The sequence below is a fragment of the Tenebrionibacter intestinalis genome, assembly GCF_016632365.1.
GTDB lineage: Bacteria > Pseudomonadota > Gammaproteobacteria > Enterobacterales > Enterobacteriaceae > Tenebrionibacter > Tenebrionibacter intestinalis.
Window position 1 is genome coordinate 46,826 of the sequence record NZ_JAEPBH010000023.1, and the last position, 19,993, is coordinate 66,818.

General features: G+C 52.8%; 16 protein-coding genes, 1 pseudogene and 1 other annotated feature. Of the genes and pseudogenes, 13 read left to right on the plus strand and 4 right to left on the minus strand.

The features are described from left to right. Positions 1-297 precede the first annotated feature (297 nt). A complete protein-coding gene (gene arcA / locus JJB97_RS10165) occupies positions 298-1,014 on the minus strand; it encodes a two-component system response regulator ArcA (RefSeq protein ID WP_238713901.1) in 717 nt (238 codons plus the stop codon). A 96-nt stretch (positions 1,015-1,110) separates the two neighbouring features. Between arcA and yjjY the strand changes: the two are divergent. The 6 genes and pseudogenes from yjjY (at position 1,111) to thrC (ending at position 7,383) form a co-directional block, all read left to right on the plus strand. Then, positions 1,111-1,252, plus strand: a pseudogene (yjjY, locus tag JJB97_RS10170) (YjjY family protein). A 404-nt stretch (positions 1,253-1,656) separates the two neighbouring features. After that, a complete protein-coding gene (locus JJB97_RS10175) occupies positions 1,657-2,343 on the plus strand; it encodes a tRNA/rRNA methyltransferase (RefSeq protein ID WP_238713902.1) in 687 nt (228 codons plus the stop codon). Positions 2,344-2,546: 203 nt separating this feature from the next. Next, positions 2,547-2,618, plus strand: a complete 72-nt coding sequence (gene thrL, locus JJB97_RS18765) for a thr operon leader peptide (protein WP_399198408.1) — start codon at positions 2,547-2,549, stop codon at positions 2,616-2,618. After that, positions 2,554-2,675, plus strand: a sequence feature (Thr leader region). (Overlaps the previous gene by 65 nt.) A gap of 27 nt (positions 2,676-2,702) precedes the next feature. After that, on the plus strand, positions 2,703-5,168 hold the full coding sequence (gene thrA / locus JJB97_RS10180; RefSeq protein ID WP_238713903.1) for a bifunctional aspartate kinase/homoserine dehydrogenase I: 2,466 nt from the start codon (positions 2,703-2,705) through the stop codon (positions 5,166-5,168). Position 5,169: 1 nt separating this feature from the next. After that, positions 5,170-6,099 (plus strand): homoserine kinase, encoded by a 930-nt coding sequence (thrB, locus tag JJB97_RS10185; RefSeq protein ID WP_238713904.1) that lies wholly within the window; start codon positions 5,170-5,172, stop codon positions 6,097-6,099. 3 nt (positions 6,100-6,102) lie between these two features. After that, the gene (thrC, locus tag JJB97_RS10190) at positions 6,103-7,383 is read left to right on the plus strand and encodes a threonine synthase (RefSeq protein WP_238713905.1); all 1,281 of its coding nucleotides are present in this window, start codon (positions 6,103-6,105) and stop codon (positions 7,381-7,383) included. A gap of 331 nt (positions 7,384-7,714) precedes the next feature. Here thrC and yaaA read toward each other — a convergent pair whose 3' ends face one another. Together yaaA and JJB97_RS10200 are read right to left on the minus strand one after the other, a co-directional pair. Next, on the minus strand, positions 7,715-8,488 hold the full coding sequence (yaaA, locus tag JJB97_RS10195; RefSeq protein WP_238713906.1) for a peroxide stress protein YaaA: 774 nt from the start codon (positions 8,486-8,488) through the stop codon (positions 7,715-7,717). A 61-nt stretch (positions 8,489-8,549) separates the two neighbouring features. Beyond that, positions 8,550-10,010 (minus strand): alanine/glycine:cation symporter family protein, encoded by a 1,461-nt coding sequence (locus JJB97_RS10200; RefSeq protein WP_238713907.1) that lies wholly within the window; start codon positions 10,008-10,010, stop codon positions 8,550-8,552. Positions 10,011-10,211: 201 nt separating this feature from the next. Here JJB97_RS10200 and tal point away from each other — a divergent pair, with 201 nt between their 5' ends. From tal to JJB97_RS10215, 3 genes are all read left to right on the plus strand, one after another. Then, on the plus strand, positions 10,212-11,165 hold the full coding sequence (gene tal, locus JJB97_RS10205; RefSeq protein WP_238713908.1) for a transaldolase: 954 nt from the start codon (positions 10,212-10,214) through the stop codon (positions 11,163-11,165). Between the two features lie 109 nt (positions 11,166-11,274). Continuing rightward, positions 11,275-11,862 (plus strand): molybdopterin adenylyltransferase, encoded by a 588-nt coding sequence (gene mog, locus JJB97_RS10210; protein ID WP_238713909.1) that lies wholly within the window; start codon positions 11,275-11,277, stop codon positions 11,860-11,862. A gap of 176 nt (positions 11,863-12,038) precedes the next feature. Continuing rightward, on the plus strand, positions 12,039-13,355 hold the full coding sequence (locus JJB97_RS10215) for an MFS transporter (RefSeq protein WP_238713910.1): 1,317 nt from the start codon (positions 12,039-12,041) through the stop codon (positions 13,353-13,355). Between the two features lie 181 nt (positions 13,356-13,536). Here JJB97_RS10215 and satP read toward each other — a convergent pair whose 3' ends face one another. Further along, positions 13,537-14,103: an acetate uptake transporter gene (gene satP / locus JJB97_RS10220; RefSeq protein ID WP_238713911.1), complete on the minus strand. Its 567-nt coding sequence runs from the start codon at positions 14,101-14,103 to the stop codon at positions 13,537-13,539. Positions 14,104-14,402: 299 nt separating this feature from the next. On the opposite strand from satP, the gene dnaK reads away from it, so the two are divergent. From dnaK to nhaR, 4 genes are all read left to right on the plus strand, one after another. Beyond that, positions 14,403-16,313: a molecular chaperone DnaK gene (dnaK, locus tag JJB97_RS10225; RefSeq protein ID WP_238713912.1), complete on the plus strand. Its 1,911-nt coding sequence runs from the start codon at positions 14,403-14,405 to the stop codon at positions 16,311-16,313. Between the two features lie 87 nt (positions 16,314-16,400). Continuing rightward, complete coding sequence (gene dnaJ / locus JJB97_RS10230; RefSeq protein WP_238713913.1) at positions 16,401-17,546, plus strand: molecular chaperone DnaJ; 1,146 nt, start codon at positions 16,401-16,403, stop codon at positions 17,544-17,546. Positions 17,547-17,823: 277 nt separating this feature from the next. Further along, complete coding sequence (gene nhaA, locus JJB97_RS10235; protein WP_238713914.1) at positions 17,824-18,990, plus strand: Na+/H+ antiporter NhaA; 1,167 nt, start codon at positions 17,824-17,826, stop codon at positions 18,988-18,990. A 34-nt stretch (positions 18,991-19,024) separates the two neighbouring features. Then, a complete protein-coding gene (nhaR, locus tag JJB97_RS10240) occupies positions 19,025-19,918 on the plus strand; it encodes a transcriptional activator NhaR (protein WP_238713915.1) in 894 nt (297 codons plus the stop codon). Positions 19,919-19,993 lie beyond the last annotated feature (75 nt).

A 19,993-nucleotide genomic window follows, 5' to 3' on the forward strand; every position in this document is an offset into this window, starting at 1 on the left:
TTAATCCCGGTAAGGAAATGCAATAACGCTTCAGAGCAAAAGGAATACAGGTTTGACAAACGAGAGAATACCCAATGAGAAAAGCGGGCTTTATTTCGAGGCGTAATGGCATAACCCTGTAAAGCGTGGCGTTATATTTATCGCTTAAATAAGTGATATAAGCTTAAGTTATTAATGGTTGCAAAAAATATAATATATATGGCGTTTCGGCCATTCCTGGCAGAGAAACAGGCGGATATAACCTTAAAAAAAAGGCGGAAATATCCGCCTTTTTTTTACTTAGCGGGGTCTGCCCCGTTATTCCTGTAAATCGCCGCAGAAGCGATAGCCTTCTCCGTGAATTGTCGCGATGATTTCTGGCGTATCCGGGGTGGATTCGAAATGCTTACGGATACGACGGATGGTCACGTCAACGGTGCGGTCATGCGGCTTTAGCTCGCGGCCGGTCATTTTCTTTAGCAGTTCCGCGCGCGTCTGAATTTTTCCGGGATTCTCGCAGAAGTGCAGCATGGCGCGGAATTCACTGCGGGGAAGTTTATACTGTTCGCCGTTAGGGCTGATAAGTGAACGGCTATTAATATCCAGTTCCCAGCCGTTGAATTTATAGCTTTCAACGGAACGGCGTTCTTCGCTGCCGCTGCCCAGATTCATCGTGCGCGAGAGCAGGTTACGCGCGCGAATGGTTAGCTCGCGCGGATTGAATGGTTTGGTGATATAATCGTCCGCGCCTATTTCAAGACCGAGGATTTTATCCACTTCGTTGTCGCGACCGGTCAGGAACATCAGCGCCACATTCGCCTGTTCCCGAAGCTCGCGCGCAAGTAGCAGGCCGTTTTTGCCCGGCAGATTGATATCCATTATCACAAGATTGATATCATTATCGGAGAGGATTTGATGCATCTCGGCGCCATCAGTCGCCTCGAAGACATCATAGCCCTCCGCCTCGAAAATGCTTTTTAACGTATTACGTGTTACCAGCTCGTCTTCAACGATAAGAATATGAGGGGTCCGCATGTTTGCTACCTAAAATTGCCAACTAAATCGAAACAGGAGTACAGAAGTCCCTGACCTGCCTGATACATGTCGTGAATTAACATGTTAGGCGACGACATGACTAAAGTACGTAATTGCGTTCTTGATGCACTTTCCATCAACGTCAACAACATCATTAGCTTGGTCGTGGGATCCAGTTCCCTCAAGACCCGACAGTGTCAAAAACGGCTGCCATCCTACCATTTTAACAGCAACATAACAGAGCGCATGGTTTACGACACTTAATAAAACTACGCTTCGTTGACATATATCAATTTCAATTGTAGCACGTTAACAGATTGATGAACTATTCATAGCGAATTGCCTGTGTTAATCACATTTTATTAATGTTTTTTCGTTTTTTATACCCGTTTTTGGACCGCGCCATGTACGATGCTTGATATGAAATTTAGCATTTTTATTGCTAATAAACAAAAAGATACCGCTCTTTTTTTGTCTTTCTTAGCTAAAAGTGTGACGATGTTTACATCAATTTTTGTTATGAATTTAGGCGAATAATGTGCTGTTTTTTTGTTGATGAAAGGTAAATTAAGCAGGCGAAATATCACGTTGACGTATGGCGCTTTACCTGTGGATTGGGTTTGGCGTTAATTAAGAGGACTTATGCGGTTAATTATTATCCTGGTAGAGCCAGCAAGAGCAGAAAATGTGGGTGCTGCGGCCAGAGCCTTGAAAACAATGGGTTTTTCTGAACTTCGCATTGTGGGTAGCGAGGCGCATTTACAGCCGGCTGCGCGTTATGTCGCGCATGGTTCGACAGATATCATTGAAAATGCGCAGCGCTACGGCGAACTGGCCGAGGCGTTACATGATGTTGATTTCACCGTTGCGATCACTGCGCGCAGCCGCGCGCGCTATCGCTATTATGCGACGCCGCAGCAATTGTTACCGCTGCTTGAAGAGCGCCGGCAGTGGATGTCAACCGCCGCGCTCGTTTTTGGACGTGAAGATTCAGGGTTAACAAACGAAGAGCTGGAACTTGCGGATGTGCTGACAGGCATTCCAATGGCGTCGGACTATCCTTCGCTCAACCTGGGGCAGGCGGTAATGGTGTACTGCTGGCAGCTTGCTTCGCTGGCAGGCGTTAAAGCTGGAAACAGCGCCATAGCGGATACAGGGCAACTGGACGCGCTGCGAAGACGTATTAGTGCGCTGTTAGCAAAGCTGGCGGTAGCGGATGACAGAAAAATGGCCGACTGGTTGCAGCAGCGACTGGGGTTTTTGGGCCAGCGGGATACGGTTATGTTGCACCGTTTGCTGCACGATATTGAAAAAAAACTGCCAGAGTAAAAAACTGCATCAGGCGTGGTGATGGGTTTTTTTTGCCGGATGTGGCCTGCAGGCTGGCAAAATAACACGATTTTTTAGAAGAAAACCACGTTGTCAACCAATGATAACGACCGCGATGGAATGAAAAAATCGTTGACCTGCCGGCGCAGATACTTTATCCAATAGAGATACACGTATGGAAATGCAGAGTTAAAACAAACATCATGTTTCGCAACGGCCTGACCACGACTATTACCATCACCACCACCATTACCACAGGTAACGGGGCGGGCTGACGCGTACAGGAAACATCGAGAAAGCCCGCTCCGTAGTAAGGAGCGGGCTTTTTTTTTGGACGGAATTCAGGGGGCAATAAAAGTATGCATGTGTTGAAATTTGGCGGTACTTCGGTGGCTAACGCGGAGCGTTTCGCACGCGTTGCCGATATTCTGGAAAGTAAAACTCAACAGGGACAGGTTGCGGCCGTTTTGTCTGCGCCTGCTAAAATCACCAACCACCTGGTAGCGATGATTGAAAAAACTATCGCCGGCCAGGATGCGCTGCCAAATATCAGCGATGCTGAGCGTATTTTTGACGAACTGTTACAAGGGCTGGCGCAGGCGCAGCCGGATTTTGCTTATACCCGCATGAAAACGCTTGTTGACCAGGAGTTTGCTCAAATTAAGCACCTGCTGCACGGCGTTAGCCTGCTTGGGCAGTGCCCGGATAGCGTCAATGCCGCGCTCATATGCCGGGGAGAGAAAATGTCCATCGCTATTATGGCTGCGCTGTTGGAAGCGCGCGGGCGTAAAGTGACGGTTATTGACCCGGTGGAAAAACTGCTTGCCGTTGGGCATTACCTGGAGTCAACGGTGGATATCGCTGAGTCTACGCGTCGTATCGCCGCAAGCCGTATTCCTGAAGAAAATATGATTCTGATGGCAGGCTTTACAGCGGGTAATGAAAAAGGTGAGCTGGTGGTACTGGGGCGTAACGGCTCTGACTATTCCGCCGCCGTGCTGGCTGCCTGTCTGCGTGCCCGGTGCTGTGAAATCTGGACTGACGTCGACGGCGTATATACCTGTGACCCGCGCCAGGTGCCGGATGCCAGGCTGCTGAAATCGATGTCATGGCATGAAGCGATGGAGCTATCCTACTTCGGCGCCAAAGTGCTTCACCCGCGTACTATTTCTCCCATCGCCCAGTTCCAGATCCCCTGCCTGATAAAAAATACCGGAAACCCTGATGCGCCTGGCACATTGATTGGGGCTAAAAGCAGTGAGCAGGACGATATGCCGGTTAAAGGCATTTCTAACCTTAACAACATGGCGATGTTCAGCGTTTCCGGTCCGGGTATGAAGGGCATGGTGGGCATGGCGGCGCGCGTGTTTGCCGCCATGTCGCGCAGCGGCATCTCCGTTGTGTTGATTACCCAGTCTTCCTCTGAATACAGCATCAGTTTTTGTGTGCCGCAGAGCGACTGTACCCGCGCCAGCCGCGCGCTGGAAGATGAATTTCAACTGGAGTTGAAAGAAGGGCTGCTGGAGCCGTTAGCCATTACTGAACGCCTGGCCATTATTTCTGTGGTAGGCGATGGCATGCGCACGTTGCGCGGTATTTCAGCAAAATTCTTTGCCGCGCTGGCGCGCGCGCGCATCAATATTATCGCTATTGCGCAAGGGTCGTCGGAACGCTCTATTTCGGTGGTGGTGGATAATGACGATGTCACTACAGGCGTGCGTGTGGTGCATCAGATGCTGTTTAATACAGAGCAGGTCATCGAGGTATTTGTGATAGGCGTCGGCGGCGTCGGCGGCGCGTTGCTGGAGCAGCTTAAGCGCCAGCAGGCATGGCTGAAGAAGAAGCATATTGATTTGCGTGTTTGTGGACTTGCTAATTCTCGCGCCATGCTCACGAATGTTCATGGGCTGGACCTGGAAAACTGGCGCCCGGCGCTGGCGCAAGCCTCTGAGCCGTTCAACCTTGGCCGTCTGATTCGCCTGGTGAAGGAATATCACCTGTTAAATCCGGTTATTGTTGACTGTACCTCGAACCAGGCGGTAGCGGATCAGTACGTCGACTTCCTCAATGAGGGGTTCCACGTCGTTACGCCTAATAAAAAGGCTAACACCTCTACGATGGATTATTACCGGCAACTGCGATCTGCCGCTGCGCGCTCGCGTCGTAAGTTTCTTTACGACACCAACGTGGGCGCGGGTTTGCCGGTTATTGAAAACCTGCAAAATCTGCTTAACGCCGGTGACGAGCTTCAGCGTTTTTGCGGGATACTTTCCGGTTCGCTGTCGTTTATCTTTGGTAAGCTGGAGGAAGGCGCTACGCTGTCTGAAGCCACGCGTATCGCGCGGGAAATGGGGTATACCGAACCGGATCCGCGCGACGACCTGTCTGGAATGGATGTGGCGCGCAAGCTTTTGATTCTGGCGCGAGAAAGTGGCTACGCCCTTGAATTAAAGGATATTGTGGTTGAACCTGTGCTGCCTGCAAGCTTTGACGCTACAGGCGATGTGGAAAGTTTCATGGCGCGTCTGCCGCAGCTTGATGATGCATTCTCCAGCCGTGTGGTAAAGGCGCGCGATGAAGGCAAAGTGTTGCGCTATGTGGGGTTAATTGAAGAAGACGGGCGCTGTCGCGTCAGGATTGAAGCGGTGGACGGCAACGATCCGCTGTTTAAAGTCAGAAATGGCGAAAACGCGCTTGCGTTCTACAGCCACTATTATCAGCCGCTGCCGCTGGTGCTGCGCGGTTATGGCGCCGGTAATGACGTAACGGCCGCTGGCGTATTTGCGGATTTGCTGCGTACCCTGTCATGGAATTCGGGAGTTTAAGATGGTTAAAGTGTATGCCCCTGCCTCTATCGGCAATGTCAGCGTGGGCTTTGATGTGCTGGGGGCTGCGGTCTCGCCGGTGGATGGCGCGTTGCTGGGCGACTGCGTGAGCGTTGAGGCTGCCGCAAGCTTTAGCCTGGAAAATGTCGGGCGCTTTGTTGACAAACTGCCCGTTGAACCGCGTGAAAATATTGTTTATCAGTGTTGGGAACGTTTTTGCGAGGCGTTGGGTGAAACCGTGCCGGTCGCGTTAACGCTGGAAAAAAATATGCCCATTGGGTCCGGGCTTGGCTCCAGCGCCTGTTCGGTTGTCGCGGCATTTATGGCGCTTAATGAGCACTGCGGCAGGCCGTTGGATGATACGCAACTGCTGGCGCTCATGGGCGAGCTGGAAGGGCGGATTTCAGGTAGCGTGCATTACGATAACGTCGCGCCGTGTTTTCTGGGCGGCATGCAGTTGATGTTGGAAGAACAGGGCATTATCAGCCAGCCAGTGCCGGGGTTTGACGAGTGGCTATGGGTGATGGCGTACCCTGGGATAAAAGTCTCTACCGCACAGGCGCGCGCAATCTTGCCCGCCAACTATTCGCGTAAAGATATTATCAGCCACGGCCGCTACCTTGCCGGCTTTATTCATGCCTGTCATACGCGCCAGCCTCAGCTTGCGGCGGCGTTGATGCGTGATGTGATTGCCGAACCGTATCGTACGCAACTGCTGCCGGGATTCAAAGAGGCACGCCTGGCCGCAACGGATATGGGGGCGCTGGCCTGCGGTATTTCCGGCTCCGGCCCGACGCTGTTTGCCGTTTGCGGGCAACAGGATACGGCGCAGCGCATGGCTGCCTGGCTCAATCAGCACTATTTACAAAATGATGAAGGTTTCGTTCATATTTGCCGTCTGGATACCACGGGCGCGCGTGTACTGGGATAACGCATGAAACTCTATAATTTAAAAGATCATAACGAGCAGGTCAGCTTTGCGCAGGCCGTGACGCAAGGACTGGGCCGCCAGCAAGGGCTATTTTTCCCACACGATCTGCCGGAATTCAGCCTGACAGATATTGATGCGATGCTGGAAATGGACTTTGTTAGCCGCAGTAGCAAAATTCTCTCAGCGTTTATTGGCGACGAAATTCCCTTTCAGCGCCTTGAGGAGCGCGTGCGCAGCGCTTTTGCATTCCCGGCGCCGGTCGTGCGGGTGAGCGATGATGTAGCCTGCCTTGAGCTTTTTCACGGGCCGACGCTGGCGTTTAAAGATTTTGGCGGCCGATTTATGGCGCAGATGTTGTCACACATTCGCGGCGACAAGCCAGTTACGATCCTGACGGCTACCTCCGGTGATACCGGCGCGGCGGTGGCGCATGCGTTTTATGGCATGCAGAATGTGCGCGTGGTGATCCTTTATCCACGGGGTAAAATCAGCCCGTTGCAGGAGAAGCTGTTCTGCACGCTGGGCGGCAACATCGAAACCGTAGCGGTGGAGGGTGACTTTGATGCCTGCCAGGCGCTGGTTAAACAGGCGTTTGATGATGAGACGCTCAAGCAGACGCTGGGGCTTAATTCAGCAAACTCCATTAATATCAGCCGCCTGCTGGCTCAGATTTGTTACTACTTTGAAGCTGTGGCGCAATTGCCGCAGGAGGCCCGTAATCAGCTAGTGATATCGGTGCCGAGCGGTAATTTTGGCGACCTTACCGCCGGGCTGCTGGCAAAAGCGCTGGGTCTGCCGGTGAAGCGTTTTATTGCTGCCACCAATGCCAATGACACCGTGCCGCGCTATCTGCAAAGCGGCGAGTGGACGCCAAAAGCGACGGTCGCTACCTTATCTAACGCGATGGACGTCAGCCAGCCGAATAACTGGCCGCGCGTGGAAGAGCTTTTCCGCCGCAAAGTTTGGCAGCTTAAAGAACTGGGTTATGCCGCCGTTGATGAAGAAACTACGCGCGCGGCAGTACGCGAACTTAAAACGCTTGGCTATATTTCTGAACCGCACGCGGCGGTGGCCTGGCGGGCGCTGCGTGATGCGCTGCAGCCCGGTGAGTTTGGCCTTTTTCTTGGCACAGCGCATCCGGCTAAATTTAAGGAAAGCGTGGACGCTATTCTCGGCGAAACGCTGCCGTTACCCCCTGAACTGGCTGAACGTGCCGGTATGGCGCTGCTGTCAGTAAATTTGCCTGCTGATTTTGATGCGCTAAGAGCGCTGTTGTTGAAATAAGCACGCAGGCGCGAACGGCTAACCGCTCTTCGGAGCGGTTCAGGTTGTTGACAAAGAAGGAAAAACCGGGGTTTTTCCTTCTTTGTAGTAAGCAGGCGAAAATCAATTCATTGATTTTCCGTATTTTTTATTGTATTTCATCCATCCTGTCTGCGACAGGATGGGGTTTGTCAGCAGTCTCTAACCGCTCTTCGAAGCGGTTTTTTTGCGTTTAATGAAATGAGNTAACCGCTCTTCGAAGCGGTTTTTTTGCGTTTAATGAAATGAGAAGGCGCGTATTGAGACTGGCGCGTACGGGCCGGCGCGAGTTCGTCGCGGTTACGGTATTGCGCTACTGCGCGTATCGTTTAAAGACCAGTTCATGGCGGCTGGATGAGGTTTCATCAAAGAAATAGCCTTCGCTGCAAAACCCGGTGAGCTGTTCCGGCTTAGTCAGACGATTTTTGATAATAAAGCGGCTCATCATGCCACGCGCTTTTTTGGTATAAAAACTGATAACTTTGAAGTTGCCGTTTTTCTCATCAAGGAACACAGGCTTGATGATTTCCGCCTTCAGCTTTGCGGGTTTTATCGATTTAAAATATTCTTCTGAGGCCAGGTTAATGAGGATATCGTCGCCCTGCGCTGTCAGCGCTTCATTAAGTTTCCGGGTGAGGGTATCGCCCCAGAAGCTGTAAAGATCGCGGCCTTTTTTATTCACAAATTTAACGCCCATTTCAAGGCGGTAGGGCTGCATAAGATCCAGCGGGCGCAGTACGCCGTACAGACCTGAGAGCATACGCAGATGCTGCTGGGCGAATTCAAAATCCCCGTCAGTGAAGGTGTCGGCCTGCAGCCCGGCATAAACATCGCCCTTGAATGCCAGAATGGCCTGCCGGGCGTTATCTGGCGTGAACTCCGGCGTCCATTCGTGAAAACGGGTGGCGCTAAGAGAGGCCAGCTTATCGCTGATACCCATCAGCGATGCAATCTGCGGAGTAGACAGTTTACGCGCCTCGCGGATAAGCTGTTGCGCGGCATCCAGCAGCTCGGGTTGGGTATAGCGTTCAGTGGCGAGAGGGCTTCGATAGTCAAGCGTTTTAGCAGGTGAAATAAGTATAAGCATCGCTTTTCCTTCCGGATGAATTGCCGCTATTTTAACAAAACTACACCCATTATGGCGGCCGTTAACGCCAATGGCTGCGATTGAATTCTGACGCGTTATCAGGTTCTGTCCAGGCGTCTGGTTCAAGCTGTCCGTGCAGCTCAGGATAGTGGCTTGAATCGAATGTTGGCGTGAGGCCCAGGCTGCGCTGGCGTAGCCAGTCGTTGACGATAATTTTTAACGCGGGCGTAAGCAGCAAAATAGCGCTCAGGTTAATCACTGACAGTAACGCCATCGCGACTTTCGCCAGTTGCCACATACCGGGAATGCTTACAAAACAGCTCAGCGCTATCATGCCTGCCACACAAATGCGGAAAATGGTTTTCTGGCAGGACTTCAACTTCATTAAAAAACTGAGGCTGTTTTCGGCATAAACAATATTCGCGGATACGGATATGACGGCGAAACCACAGAACATCAGCGTAATAAACTCACCGCCCTGTTGGCCGAGCAGCCTGGTCATGGCGTGATAGACCAGCATATGGCCGTTTAACCGAAGCGTATCGGTCTCCAGCATGCCGGACAGCAGCACCAGCGTGGCAGTGAGGGTGCTGATGGCTAACGTATCAATAAATACGCCCATAAGTTGCACGATACCCTGTGAAACCGGATGCGCAGGCGTGCTGGAAGACGCGGCTGCGACGTTTGGCGTGGAGCCCTGCCCGGCATCGCTGGAGAAAGAACCATGCTGAAAGCCGTTATTGAGCGCCTGGCCCAGAGTATAGCCAAACGCGCCTGCGGCGGCAGAATGCCAGCCGAAAGCGCTGCTAATAATGGTTGAAATAATGTCCGGCAGACGCCCGATATTCCAGAAAATAATGCCCAGGCAGGGAAGTAGCCATATCACTGTCAGTAGCGGCACCAGCCATTGCGTAATACGCGCTACGCCCTGGATACCCTGGCGGATCGCTAGCACGACGATAACGGCCATCGTAGCGGCGGTAACAGAAGGTGGAATATTAAAAGAGTAATTAACGATTTTGCTGATGGAGCTGGCCTGTAGCGCGTTAAATATAAAACCGAACGTCAGTACCAGCAAAACGGCGAAAATCCGCGCTACCCAGTACATACCCAGCCCGTGCTCCATATACCAGGAGGGGCCGCCCCGAAAATACCCTTTATTATTTCGTCTTCTGTAGAGCTGGGCGAGGGCGCTTTCTGCGAAAATGATCGCCATTCCAAACAGGCCTGCAATCCCCATCCAGAAGATAGCGCCGGGGCCGCCGGCAACCAGCGCCAGCGCGGCCGCGGCGAGATTACCGCTGCCTGCGCGCGCGGCCAGCGCGATTGTCAGCGCCTGAAAGGGCGTAATGCTGCCGTTTTCGACGCGGGGACGGTTTTTCAACGTGTCAAAGAAGGTGTTGAAGTAGCGCAGCGGGATACGCCAGATATGCCACAGGAACCACAGACCTGCGCCAGTGAGCAGATAAAACATGATCGAGCCCCAGAGCAGATCATTGATAAATAGTAAAAAATCTCGCATGCATGTTCCCCAGGGCGACTCGATTCGATTATCCCGCGCGGTGGCTATAGGAAAGACCCGAATATTCATCCGTTTTGGCGGGCAGTTTATCACAGCGTGCCCGTCATAATGACTTCGGTTGCGCCGAAAGTGTCGCGTGATATTATCGAGGCAGACTGATTACATCTCCCTAACATCATCGTTTTTAAGAGAAAGAGTATCATGACGGATAAATTGACCTCGCTGCGTCAGTTCACGACCGTAGTGGCTGACACAGGGGACATCGCGGCAATGAAGTTATACCAGCCGCAGGATGCCACAACTAACCCTTCCCTTATCCTCAACGCCGCCCAAATTCCTGAATACCGCAAACTGATTGATGACGCCGTCTCCTGGGCGCGTGGTCAGAGCGACGATCGCGCGCAACAGGTGACTGACGCGACTGATAAACTGGCGGTAAATATCGGCCTGGAAATTCTAAAGCTTATTCCGGGCCGTATTTCTACCGAAGTAGACGCGCGTTTGTCTTATGATACGCAAGGCAGTATCGCCAGAGCGAAGCGTCTGATAAAACTTTACAACGATGCCGGCGTCAGCAACGATCGCATCCTGATCAAGCTGGCTTCAACCTGGCAGGGCATTCGCGCCGCTGAGCAGTTGGAAAAAGAGGGCATCAACTGTAACCTCACGCTTCTGTTCTCGTTTGCACAGGCGCGGGCCTGCGCCGAGGCGGGCGTTTACCTCATCTCGCCGTTTGTGGGCAGAATTCTGGACTGGTATAAGGCCAATACCGATAAAAAAGAGTTTGCGGCGCACGAGGATCCGGGCGTTGTGTCCGTCAGCGAGATCTACAAATATTACAAAGAGCACGGCTATGAAACCGTGGTAATGGGGGCGAGCTTCCGTAACGTGGGGGAAATCCTTGCGCTGGCAGGTTGCGATCGCCTGACTATTGCGCCAGCGCTGCTCAAAGAACTGGCCGATGCCGACGGCGCTGTAGAGCGTAAATTATCCTTTTGCGGCGAAGTAAAGCCCCGCCCGGCTCGCCTGAGCGAGTCTGCTTTTCTGTGGCAGCATAATCAGGATCCGATGGCGGTGGATAAACTGGCCGAAGGCATTCGCAAATTCGCCATTGACCAGGAAAAACTGGAAAAAATGGTCAGCGAACTGCTGTAACCCCTCCGTGGCCAGCGCCGCTGGCTACGTTTTCTTTCTTCCATTTTGTTTGTAGCGCGCTATCGGGTGTATTATTCCGCCTCAGAATTTGATGATTTACGGAATAGCTATGAACACCTTTCGTATCGGACTTGTTTCCATTTCAGACCGCGCCTCCAGCGGCATTTATGAAGATAAAGGCATTCCTGCGCTGGAAGGCTGGCTGGCAAAAGCGCTGTCCACGCCTTTTTCTCTGGAAAAACGTCTGATTCCTGATGAACAAACGATTATCGAGCAGACGCTGTGCGAGTTGGTCGATGAAATGGGCTGCCATCTGGTGCTGACTACCGGCGGTACCGGGCCGGCGCGCCGCGACGTGACGCCAGACGCTACGCTGGCAATTGCCGACAGGGTAATGCCCGGTTTTGGCGAACAAATGCGCCAGGTCAGTCTCCATTTTGTGCCCACGGCTATTCTATCGCGCCAGGTAGGGGTTATCCGTAAACAGGCGCTGATCCTGAATCTGCCTGGCCAGCCTAAGGCCATTGAGGAGACGCTGGAAGGTGTGAAAAATGAAAACGGCGGCGTACTGGTGCACGGCGTTTTCGCCAGCGTACCGTACTGCGTGCAGCTCCTGGAAGGCCCTTATGTGGAGACCAATCCCGATGTGGTAGCGGCTTTTCGTCCGAAAAGCGCACGTCGCGAAATATTATCCTGAAGTTGGTACTATTTTGTCATAAATTGCTGCCTCAGTGGCTGATGCCCGGCTTTCCGTTTTATAGTCATGTTTGCTTTACATTTAACGGAAAGTAATCAGTACACTATAAATGCGCCGAGCGACCAGAGCCGGGAAGGCTACCCTATCGGCGCAAATAATGATAAGGCCGGAAACTTATGACGCAACACACTCGCCCCCTTACCCGACAGGACTATAAAACGCTGACGCTGGCCGCTTTGGGCGGCGCGCTGGAGTTTTATGACTTCATTATTTTTGTTTTTTTTGCCGCTACCGTGGGTGCGCTGTTTTTCCCTGCTGATATCCCCGAATGGCTGCGCCAGGCGCAGACGTTTGGTATTTTCGCCGCAGGATATCTTGCTCGCCCGCTGGGCGGCGTTGTGATGGCCCACTTTGGCGACAAAGCAGGGCGTAAAAAAATGTTCACGCTGAGTATCCTGATGATGGCGCTGCCGACGCTGGCGATAGGCCTGCTGCCGACTTATGCGACGCTTGGCATTGCCGCGCCGCTGCTGCTGCTGCTGCTGCGTATTATGCAGGGCGCCGCCATCGGCGGTGAGGTGCCCGGCGCATGGGTTTTCGTGGCCGAACATGTGCCTGCGCAGCGTACCGGCATTGCCTGCGGAACACTGACGGCGGGGTTGACGGTTGGTATTTTGCTGGGCTCTCTGGTGGCGACGCTACTTAATACCGTACTGACACAGCAGACCATCCTTGAGGGCGGCTGGCGTATTCCGTTTCTGCTGGGGGGCGCGTTTGGGCTGGTGGCGATGTATCTGCGCCGCTGGTTGCAGGAAACGCCGGTATTTGTCGAAATGCAAAAGCGCAAACAGCTTGCCGGGGAGATACCGGTGAAAGCGGTAGTGCGGGATCATAAAGCCAGCGTGGCGATGTCTGTACTGCTTACCTGGCTGCTTTCTGCGGGCATTGTGGTGGTGATCCTGATGGCGCCGGTCTGGCTACAAACTCAGTTTGGCATGGCGCCCGCGCTCACGCTTCAGGCTAACAGCGTGGCTATCATTATGTTGTGTTTCGGCTGCCTGCTGGCTGGCCTGTCGGCCGACAGATTCGGCGCGGGCAATACCTTTATCGCGGGCAGCCTGTTGATGGCCCTGTTCACCTGGCTTTTCTATCACTATGCCGCCAGTTCAACCGGCGCGCTGTTTGTGTTTTACGGGCTGGCAGGCCTTTGCGTTGGCGTAGTGGGCGCGGTGCCGTTTGTAATGGTGCATGCCTTTCCGGCGGCGGTACGCTTTAGCGGGCTCTCTTTTTCCTACAATGTATCGTATGCGATTTTTGGCGGTATGACGCCGATTGTGGTAACGCTGATGTTGCGCTTTTCGCCGTATGCGCCGGCCTGGTATGTACTGGCGCTGGCGCTGATGGGCGTTATACTGGGCTTCTGGCTGCGAGCAGGGCTGCATGGCCAAAAGCAAAGCGCGCGAGCGATGTGGGTCAGTGAATTGGGTCAGTGAATAAGAAAAAGGAGACTGCTGACGAACCCCATCCTGTCGCAGACAGGATGGATGAAATGCGATAAAAAATTTGGAAAATCAATGCATTGATTTTCGCCTGCGTGCCACAAAGAAGGAAAAACCCCGTTTTTTCCTTCTTTGTCAACAATCTGAAGCGCCCTCACGTGAGGGCGTTTTTCAATTAGCGGCGCTCGCCAATCGGCAATACGGTACGAGCATACTGTTCGTTCAGCACTTCGCCCATCGCCAGATAAAATGCGCTGGCGCCGCATACAATGCCCACCCAGCCTGCCGCGCGTATGAGGCTTTCATTATTAAGCAGATTGCCTGCGCACAGCATGGCAAACAGCACGGTCAGGCTCAGAAAGACAAACTGCAATACGCGTGCGCCCTTCAGCGTGCCGAAGAACATAAATAACGTAAAGATGCCCCACAGACCAAGATAAGCGCCAAGAAAATGGCTATTTACCGGTTCGCTCAGGCCCATTTTCGGCATCAACAGGATAGCGACCAGCGTTAGCCAGAAACTGCCGTAAGAAGTAAAGGCGGTCACGCCGAACGTATTGTTCTTTTTGTATTCCATCAGGCCGGCAAAAATCTGCGCGATACCGCCGTAGAAAATGCCCGCCGCCAGGATAGTGACATCCATCGGGAACAGGCCCACATTATGTAAGTTCAGCAGAATGGTGGTCATACCAAAACCCATCAGGCCGAGCGGGGCCGGATTAGCCAACGACGTGTTACCCATAATTCCTCATCAGTTAATAGAAATGGCAAAAAATACGCGAAAGTATACGCCTCTGCTCCGCATTGCCTGCGGTGGGCGCGGCATCATAAGGGGTGGCGAAGTTGTGTTCAATGTTTTGTCGGGGGTAGAAATAAAAAAATTTTACCTGCCCCCCTTGATGGCCGTGCGGGTGGCCCCATTTAGTAGACAACCGAATGTTGTTGAACCTGAAAAAACGCTTCCGGGCAGTTGAAACGCAAGTTTTTGCCCTTATTACAGGTTTACAACCATGATGACGAATTTTTAGTGGAGACGTTTAGATGGGTAAAATTATTGGTATCGACCTGGGGACCACCAACTCTTGTGTGGCAATTATGGATGGCACTCAGGCACGCGTGCTCGAGAACGCAGAAGGCGACCGCACTACGCCTTCAATCATTGCTTATACGCAGGATGGCGAAACCCTGGTCGGTCAACCGGCTAAACGTCAGGCAGTAACCAACCCGCAAAATACCCTGTTTGCCATTAAGCGACTGATTGGCCGCCGTTTCCAGGATGAAGAGGTCCAGCGCGACGTGGCTATCATGCCTTATAAAATTGTGGCCGCCGATAACGGCGACGCATGGCTTGACGTGAAGGGGCAGAAAATGGCGCCGCCGCAGATCTCTGCGGAAGTGCTGAAAAAAATGAAGAAAACCGCCGAAGATTACCTGGGCGAACCGGTAACTGAAGCCGTTATCACCGTACCGGCTTACTTTAACGATGCGCAGCGCCAGGCGACGAAAGACGCTGGTCGTATCGCTGGTCTGGAAGTGAAACGTATTATTAACGAGCCAACGGCTGCCGCACTGGCTTACGGCCTGGATAAAGAAACCGGCAACCGTACTATCGCCGTTTACGATCTCGGTGGGGGCACGTTCGATATTTCCATCATTGAAATTGATGAAGTGGATGGAGAAAAAACCTTCGAAGTGCTGGCGACCAACGGGGATACCCACCTGGGCGGCGAAGACTTCGATACGCGTTTGATCAACTACCTGGTGGACGAGTTCAAAAAAGATCAGGGTATCGATCTGCGTAACGATCCGCTGGCGATGCAGCGCCTGAAAGAAGCGGCTGAAAAAGCGAAAATCGAACTGTCATCTGCTCAGCAGACGGATGTTAATCTGCCGTACATCACCGCAGATGCGACCGGCCCGAAGCACATGAACATCAAAGTGACCCGTGCGAAGCTGGAAAGCCTGGTGGAAGATTTGGTCAACCGTTCTATCGAGCCGCTGAAAGTGGCGCTTCAGGATGCCGGTCTGTCGGTGTCTGACATCAACGACGTAATCCTCGTCGGCGGCCAGACGCGTATGCCGATGGTGCAAAAGAAAGTTGCCGAGTTCTTTGGTAAAGAACCGCGTAAAGACGTGAACCCGGATGAAGCCGTAGCCGTGGGCGCAGCCGTACAGGGCGGCGTACTGACTGGCGATGTGAAAGATGTGTTGTTGCTGGACGTAACGCCACTGTCGCTGGGTATTGAAACAATGGGCGGCGTGATGACATCGCTCATCAACAAAAATACCACTATCCCGACCAAGCACAGCCAGGTGTTTTCTACCGCTGAAGACAACCAGTCTGCGGTCACCATCCATGTGCTGCAGGGTGAGCGCAAGCGCGCTTCCGATAACAAGTCGCTTGGTCAGTTCAACCTGGATGGGATCAACCCGGCGCCGCGCGGCATGCCGCAGATCGAAGTAACTTTCGATATTGACGCCGACGGTATTCTGCACGTGTCAGCGAAGGACAAAAACAGCGGTAAAGAGCAGAAGATCACCATTAAAGCGTCTTCCGGCCTGAATGAAGACGAAATCAAAAAAATGGTGAGCGATGCGGAAGCGAACGCGGAATCCGACCGTAAATTTGAAGAACTGGTGCAGATCCGCAACCAGGCCGACCATCTGGTGCACAGCACTCGTAAGCAGGTCGAAGAAGCGGGCGAGCAATTGCCGGCAGACGATAAAACGGCCATCGAATCTGCGCTGAGCGCGCTGGAAACTTCTTTGAAAGGGGAAGACAAAGCGGATATCGAAGCGAAGATGCAGGCGCTGGCCCAGGCTTCCGCCAAACTGATGGAAATTGCGCAGCAGCATGCTCAGCAGGCTGGCGGCGCTGATGCCTCTGCAGACAATGCGAAAGACGACGATGTTGTTGACGCTGAGTTTGAAGAAGTAAAAGACAAAAAATAATCGCCCTGATGCAGGGTAGATAAACCAGCACGGGCGTCGGAGATCTCCTCCACGCCCGTGCTCGCTTGTTAGGGCAGACATAAAACGATGGCGAAAAAAGATTATTACGAGGTTTTAGGCGTTGCGAAAAGCGCGGATGAGCGCGAAATCAAAAAAGCCTACAAGCGTCTGGCCATGAAATATCATCCGGACCGTAATCCGGGTGATAAAGACGCGGAAAACAAATTCAAGGAAATCAAAGAAGCCTATGAGATCCTGACCGATGCGCAAAAGCGCGCAGCCTATGATCAATATGGTCATGCAGCCTTTGAACAGGGCGGCATGGGCGGCGGCGGTTTCGGCGGCGGCGGCTTTGGCGGCGGCGCGGATTTCAGCGATATCTTTGGTGATGTGTTTGGCGATATCTTTGGCGGCGGACGTGGCCGCCAGCGCGCAGCGCGCGGGGCTGACCTGCGCTACAACATGGAGCTGACGCTGGAAGAAGCCGTACGCGGCGTAAATAAAGAGATCCGAATTCCGACGCTGGAGGAGTGCGACGTTTGCCACGGCAGCGGCGCAAAAGCGGGTTCGCAGCCGCAAACCTGCGCGACCTGTCATGGCTCCGGCCAGGTACAGATGCGCCAGGGGTTCTTCACCGTACAGCAGACCTGCCCACACTGCCAGGGGCGTGGTACGTTGATTAAAGATCCGTGTAACGCCTGTCATGGTCATGGCCGCGTTGAAAAAACCAAAACGTTGTCTGTTAAGATCCCCGCAGGCGTTGATACCGGCGATCGTATCCGACTGGCGGGCGAGGGCGAAGCTGGCGAACACGGCGCGCCGTCCGGCGATCTGTACGTGCAGGTTCAGGTTAAAGCGCACCCGATTTTCGAACGTGAAGGCAATAATCTTTATTGCGAAGTTCCGATTAACTTTGCAATGGCGGCGCTGGGCGGCGAAATTGAAGTCCCAACGCTGGATGGCCGCGTGAAACTAAAAGTGCCGGGTGAAACGCAGACTGGCAAGCTGTTCCGTATGCGCGGCAAAGGTGTGAAATCAGTACGCGGCGGCGCGCAGGGCGATCTGCTGTGTCGCGTGGTGGTAGAGACGCCAGTTGGCCTTAACGATAAGCAGAAAAAATTGCTTCAGGATCTCCAGGAAAGCTTTGGCGGCCCGACGGGTGAAAAAAATAGCCCGCGCTCCAAAAGCTTTTTCGATGGAGTGAAGAAATTTTTTGACGATTTGACCCGTTAAAGCTTACGTTATTTCTTTAAAAAACCTTAAGGCGCAAGTTCGCTTTAAGGTTTTTTTGTGGCTTATAAGTCAGTTATGTATGCCCCTCCCCTCCTTGCGTTACTTCTTTATTCCGGCAATATCAACTTATTAAATATAAATAACCTTAATTCATAGGGTTAAATTTCTTATTAGTCATTATTGCCGTGCATTTCAGCAGTTAAAAACTGGTTTTACCGAATTAACATTCTGGCCTATGCTCGTGTCATTGTTGGATATGTTTATGGAACAGAAAGAAATGAATTACTTGCAACGTTTTTTTCGCAGCGACGCTGCCAGCGGCGTGCTGTTGATTATTGCCGCTGTACTGGCAATGGGTATGGCCAACTTTAGCGTAACGCGCGATGCCTATTTTTCGTTTCTCAACCTGCCGGTTGTGCTACAGATAGGCGATCTGGCGATTCACAAAAATATGCTGCTGTGGATTAATGATGCGTTGATGGCGGCGTTCTTCCTGTTGGTGGGGCTGGAAGTTAAACGCGAGCTGTGTATCGGTACGCTGGCAGGTCGACATAAAGCGGCATTGCCGGCCATTGCCGCGCTGGGCGGCATGATTATGCCAGCGTTAATCTATTTGCTGTTCAACGGCGCCGATCCGACGATGCGCGCGGGTTGGGCGATACCTACCGCTACCGATATTGCGTTTGCCCTGGGCGTACTGGCGCTGCTTGGCAGCCGCGTTCCGCTGGCGCTAAAAGTATTTCTCATGGCGCTGGCGATCATTGACGATTTGGGGGCCATCCTCATTATCGCGCTGTTTTATACCCATCAGCTATCGCTGTTTTCGCTGGGTATTGCTGCTGTGGCGATTGCGGTAATGGTAATCATGAACGTGCTTAACGTGCGCCGCGTCGGTCTTTACCTGCTGGTGGGCGTTGTGTTGTGGACGGCGGTACTTAAATCCGGTGTGCATGCGACGCTTGCGGGTGTCATTATTGGGTTCCTTATCCCGCTGGAAAAAGAGCGCGGCTACTCACCCTCGGAGGAACTGGAGCATACTCTCCAGCCCTGGGTGGCTTTTCTGATTCTGCCGCTTTTTGCTTTTGCAAATGCAGGCGTATCATTACAGGGTGTGACGGCAACAGGCCTGTTATCGTTCCTGCCGGTAGGGATTATTGCTGGCTTGCTGATTGGCAAGCCTCTCGGAGTGGGCCTGTTTTGCTGGCTGGGGTTGAAGCTTCGGGTGATATCGTTGCCTGAAGGTATGCGCCTTGGTGATATTTTGGCCGTTGGCGTGCTGTGCGGTATCGGCTTTACGATGTCGATATTTATCACTTCGCTGGCGTTCAGCGATATGGAGCCAGAGTGGGTTGGCCTGGCGAAACTGGGTATTCTGATAGGTTCGCTGCTGTCGGCTATGCTGGGCTATTACATGCTCAGGGCTCGTTTTTCTGTATCGACCTGAGCGAGTGGCCGAGCGATAAAGAAGCGAGGGCGCTATGTCTCACATTAACTACAATCATCTTTACTACTTCTGGCATGTTTGCCGGGCAGGTTCTGTGGTGGGGGCGGCGGAAACGCTTTACCTTACGCCGCAGACCGTCACAGGCCAGATTAAAGCGCTGGAAGCGCGGCTGCGGGGAAAATTGTTCAAGCGCAAGGGGCGTGGCCTTGAACCCTCTGAACTGGGACAGCTTGTATTTCGCTATGCTGACCGTATGTTCAGCCTCAGCCAGGAGATGATGGATATCATCAACTACCGAAAAGAATCACATTTGCTCTTTGATGTGGGCGTGGCGGATGCGCTTTCTAAGCGGCTAGTAAGCGGCGTGCTGGAAACGGCGATAGAAGAGGATGACCAGATTCGCTTGCGCTGCTTTGAGTCCACCCATGAACTGTTGCTTGAGCAGCTCAGTCAGCACAAGCTGGATATGATCCTCTCTGATTGCCCGATTGATTCCACTCAGCAGGAAGGGCTGTTTTCAATGAAAATTGGCGAGTGTCCCGTCAGTTTCTGGTGCCGCTCACCGCTGCCGGAAACGCCATTTCCCGCCTGCCTGGAAACGCGTAACCTGCTCATTCCCGGACGACGTTCCATGCTGGGGCGCAATTTGCTGAACTGGATTAACATTCAGGGGCTGAAAGTGCAGATTCTCGGTGAATTTGACGATGCGGCGCTGATGAAGGCCTTTGGCGCAGCGCATAACGCTGTTTTTGTCGCTCCCACCTCTTATGCGCAGGATTTTTATCGCGATGGCAATATTGTGGAAATTGGTCGCATTGACAACGTCGTGGAGGAGTATCACGTCATCTTTGCCGAGCGCATGATTCAGCATCCGTCTGTGCAGCGTATCTGCAACCGGGATTATTCCGCGCTGTTTGCGTTACCGTGAACGACGCGGATGTCGGGCATAAAAAAACCGGCGTGAGCCCTGAGGAATCCCCAGTAATGGGCGGGTAAAAAAGGA

Excerpts from the sequence above, each read along its gene's own strand:
- satP (WP_238713911.1), bottom strand. The coding sequence starts at position 14,103 with ATGGGTAACACGTCGTTGGCTAATCCGGCCCCGCTCGGCCTGATGGGT.
- JJB97_RS10215 (WP_238713910.1), top strand. The coding sequence starts at position 12,039 with ATGACGCAACACACTCGCCCCCTTACCCGACAGGACTATAAAACGCTG.
- dnaK (WP_238713912.1), top strand. The coding sequence starts at position 14,403 with ATGGGTAAAATTATTGGTATCGACCTGGGGACCACCAACTCTTGTGTG.
- thrB (WP_238713904.1), top strand. The coding sequence starts at position 5,170 with ATGGTTAAAGTGTATGCCCCTGCCTCTATCGGCAATGTCAGCGTGGGC.
- tal (WP_238713908.1), top strand. The coding sequence starts at position 10,212 with ATGACGGATAAATTGACCTCGCTGCGTCAGTTCACGACCGTAGTGGCT.
- yaaA (WP_238713906.1), bottom strand. The coding sequence starts at position 8,488 with ATGCTTATACTTATTTCACCTGCTAAAACGCTTGACTATCGAAGCCCT.
- nhaA (WP_238713914.1), top strand. The coding sequence starts at position 17,824 with ATGAATTACTTGCAACGTTTTTTTCGCAGCGACGCTGCCAGCGGCGTG.
- JJB97_RS10175 (WP_238713902.1), top strand. The coding sequence starts at position 1,657 with ATGCGGTTAATTATTATCCTGGTAGAGCCAGCAAGAGCAGAAAATGTG.
- JJB97_RS10200 (WP_238713907.1), bottom strand. The coding sequence starts at position 10,010 with ATGCGAGATTTTTTACTATTTATCAATGATCTGCTCTGGGGCTCGATC.
- nhaR (WP_238713915.1), top strand. The coding sequence starts at position 19,025 with ATGTCTCACATTAACTACAATCATCTTTACTACTTCTGGCATGTTTGC.
- dnaJ (WP_238713913.1), top strand. The coding sequence starts at position 16,401 with ATGGCGAAAAAAGATTATTACGAGGTTTTAGGCGTTGCGAAAAGCGCG.
- thrC (WP_238713905.1), top strand. The coding sequence starts at position 6,103 with ATGAAACTCTATAATTTAAAAGATCATAACGAGCAGGTCAGCTTTGCG.
- thrA (WP_238713903.1), top strand. The coding sequence starts at position 2,703 with ATGCATGTGTTGAAATTTGGCGGTACTTCGGTGGCTAACGCGGAGCGT.
- mog (WP_238713909.1), top strand. The coding sequence starts at position 11,275 with ATGAACACCTTTCGTATCGGACTTGTTTCCATTTCAGACCGCGCCTCC.
- arcA (WP_238713901.1), bottom strand. The coding sequence starts at position 1,014 with ATGCGGACCCCTCATATTCTTATCGTTGAAGACGAGCTGGTAACACGT.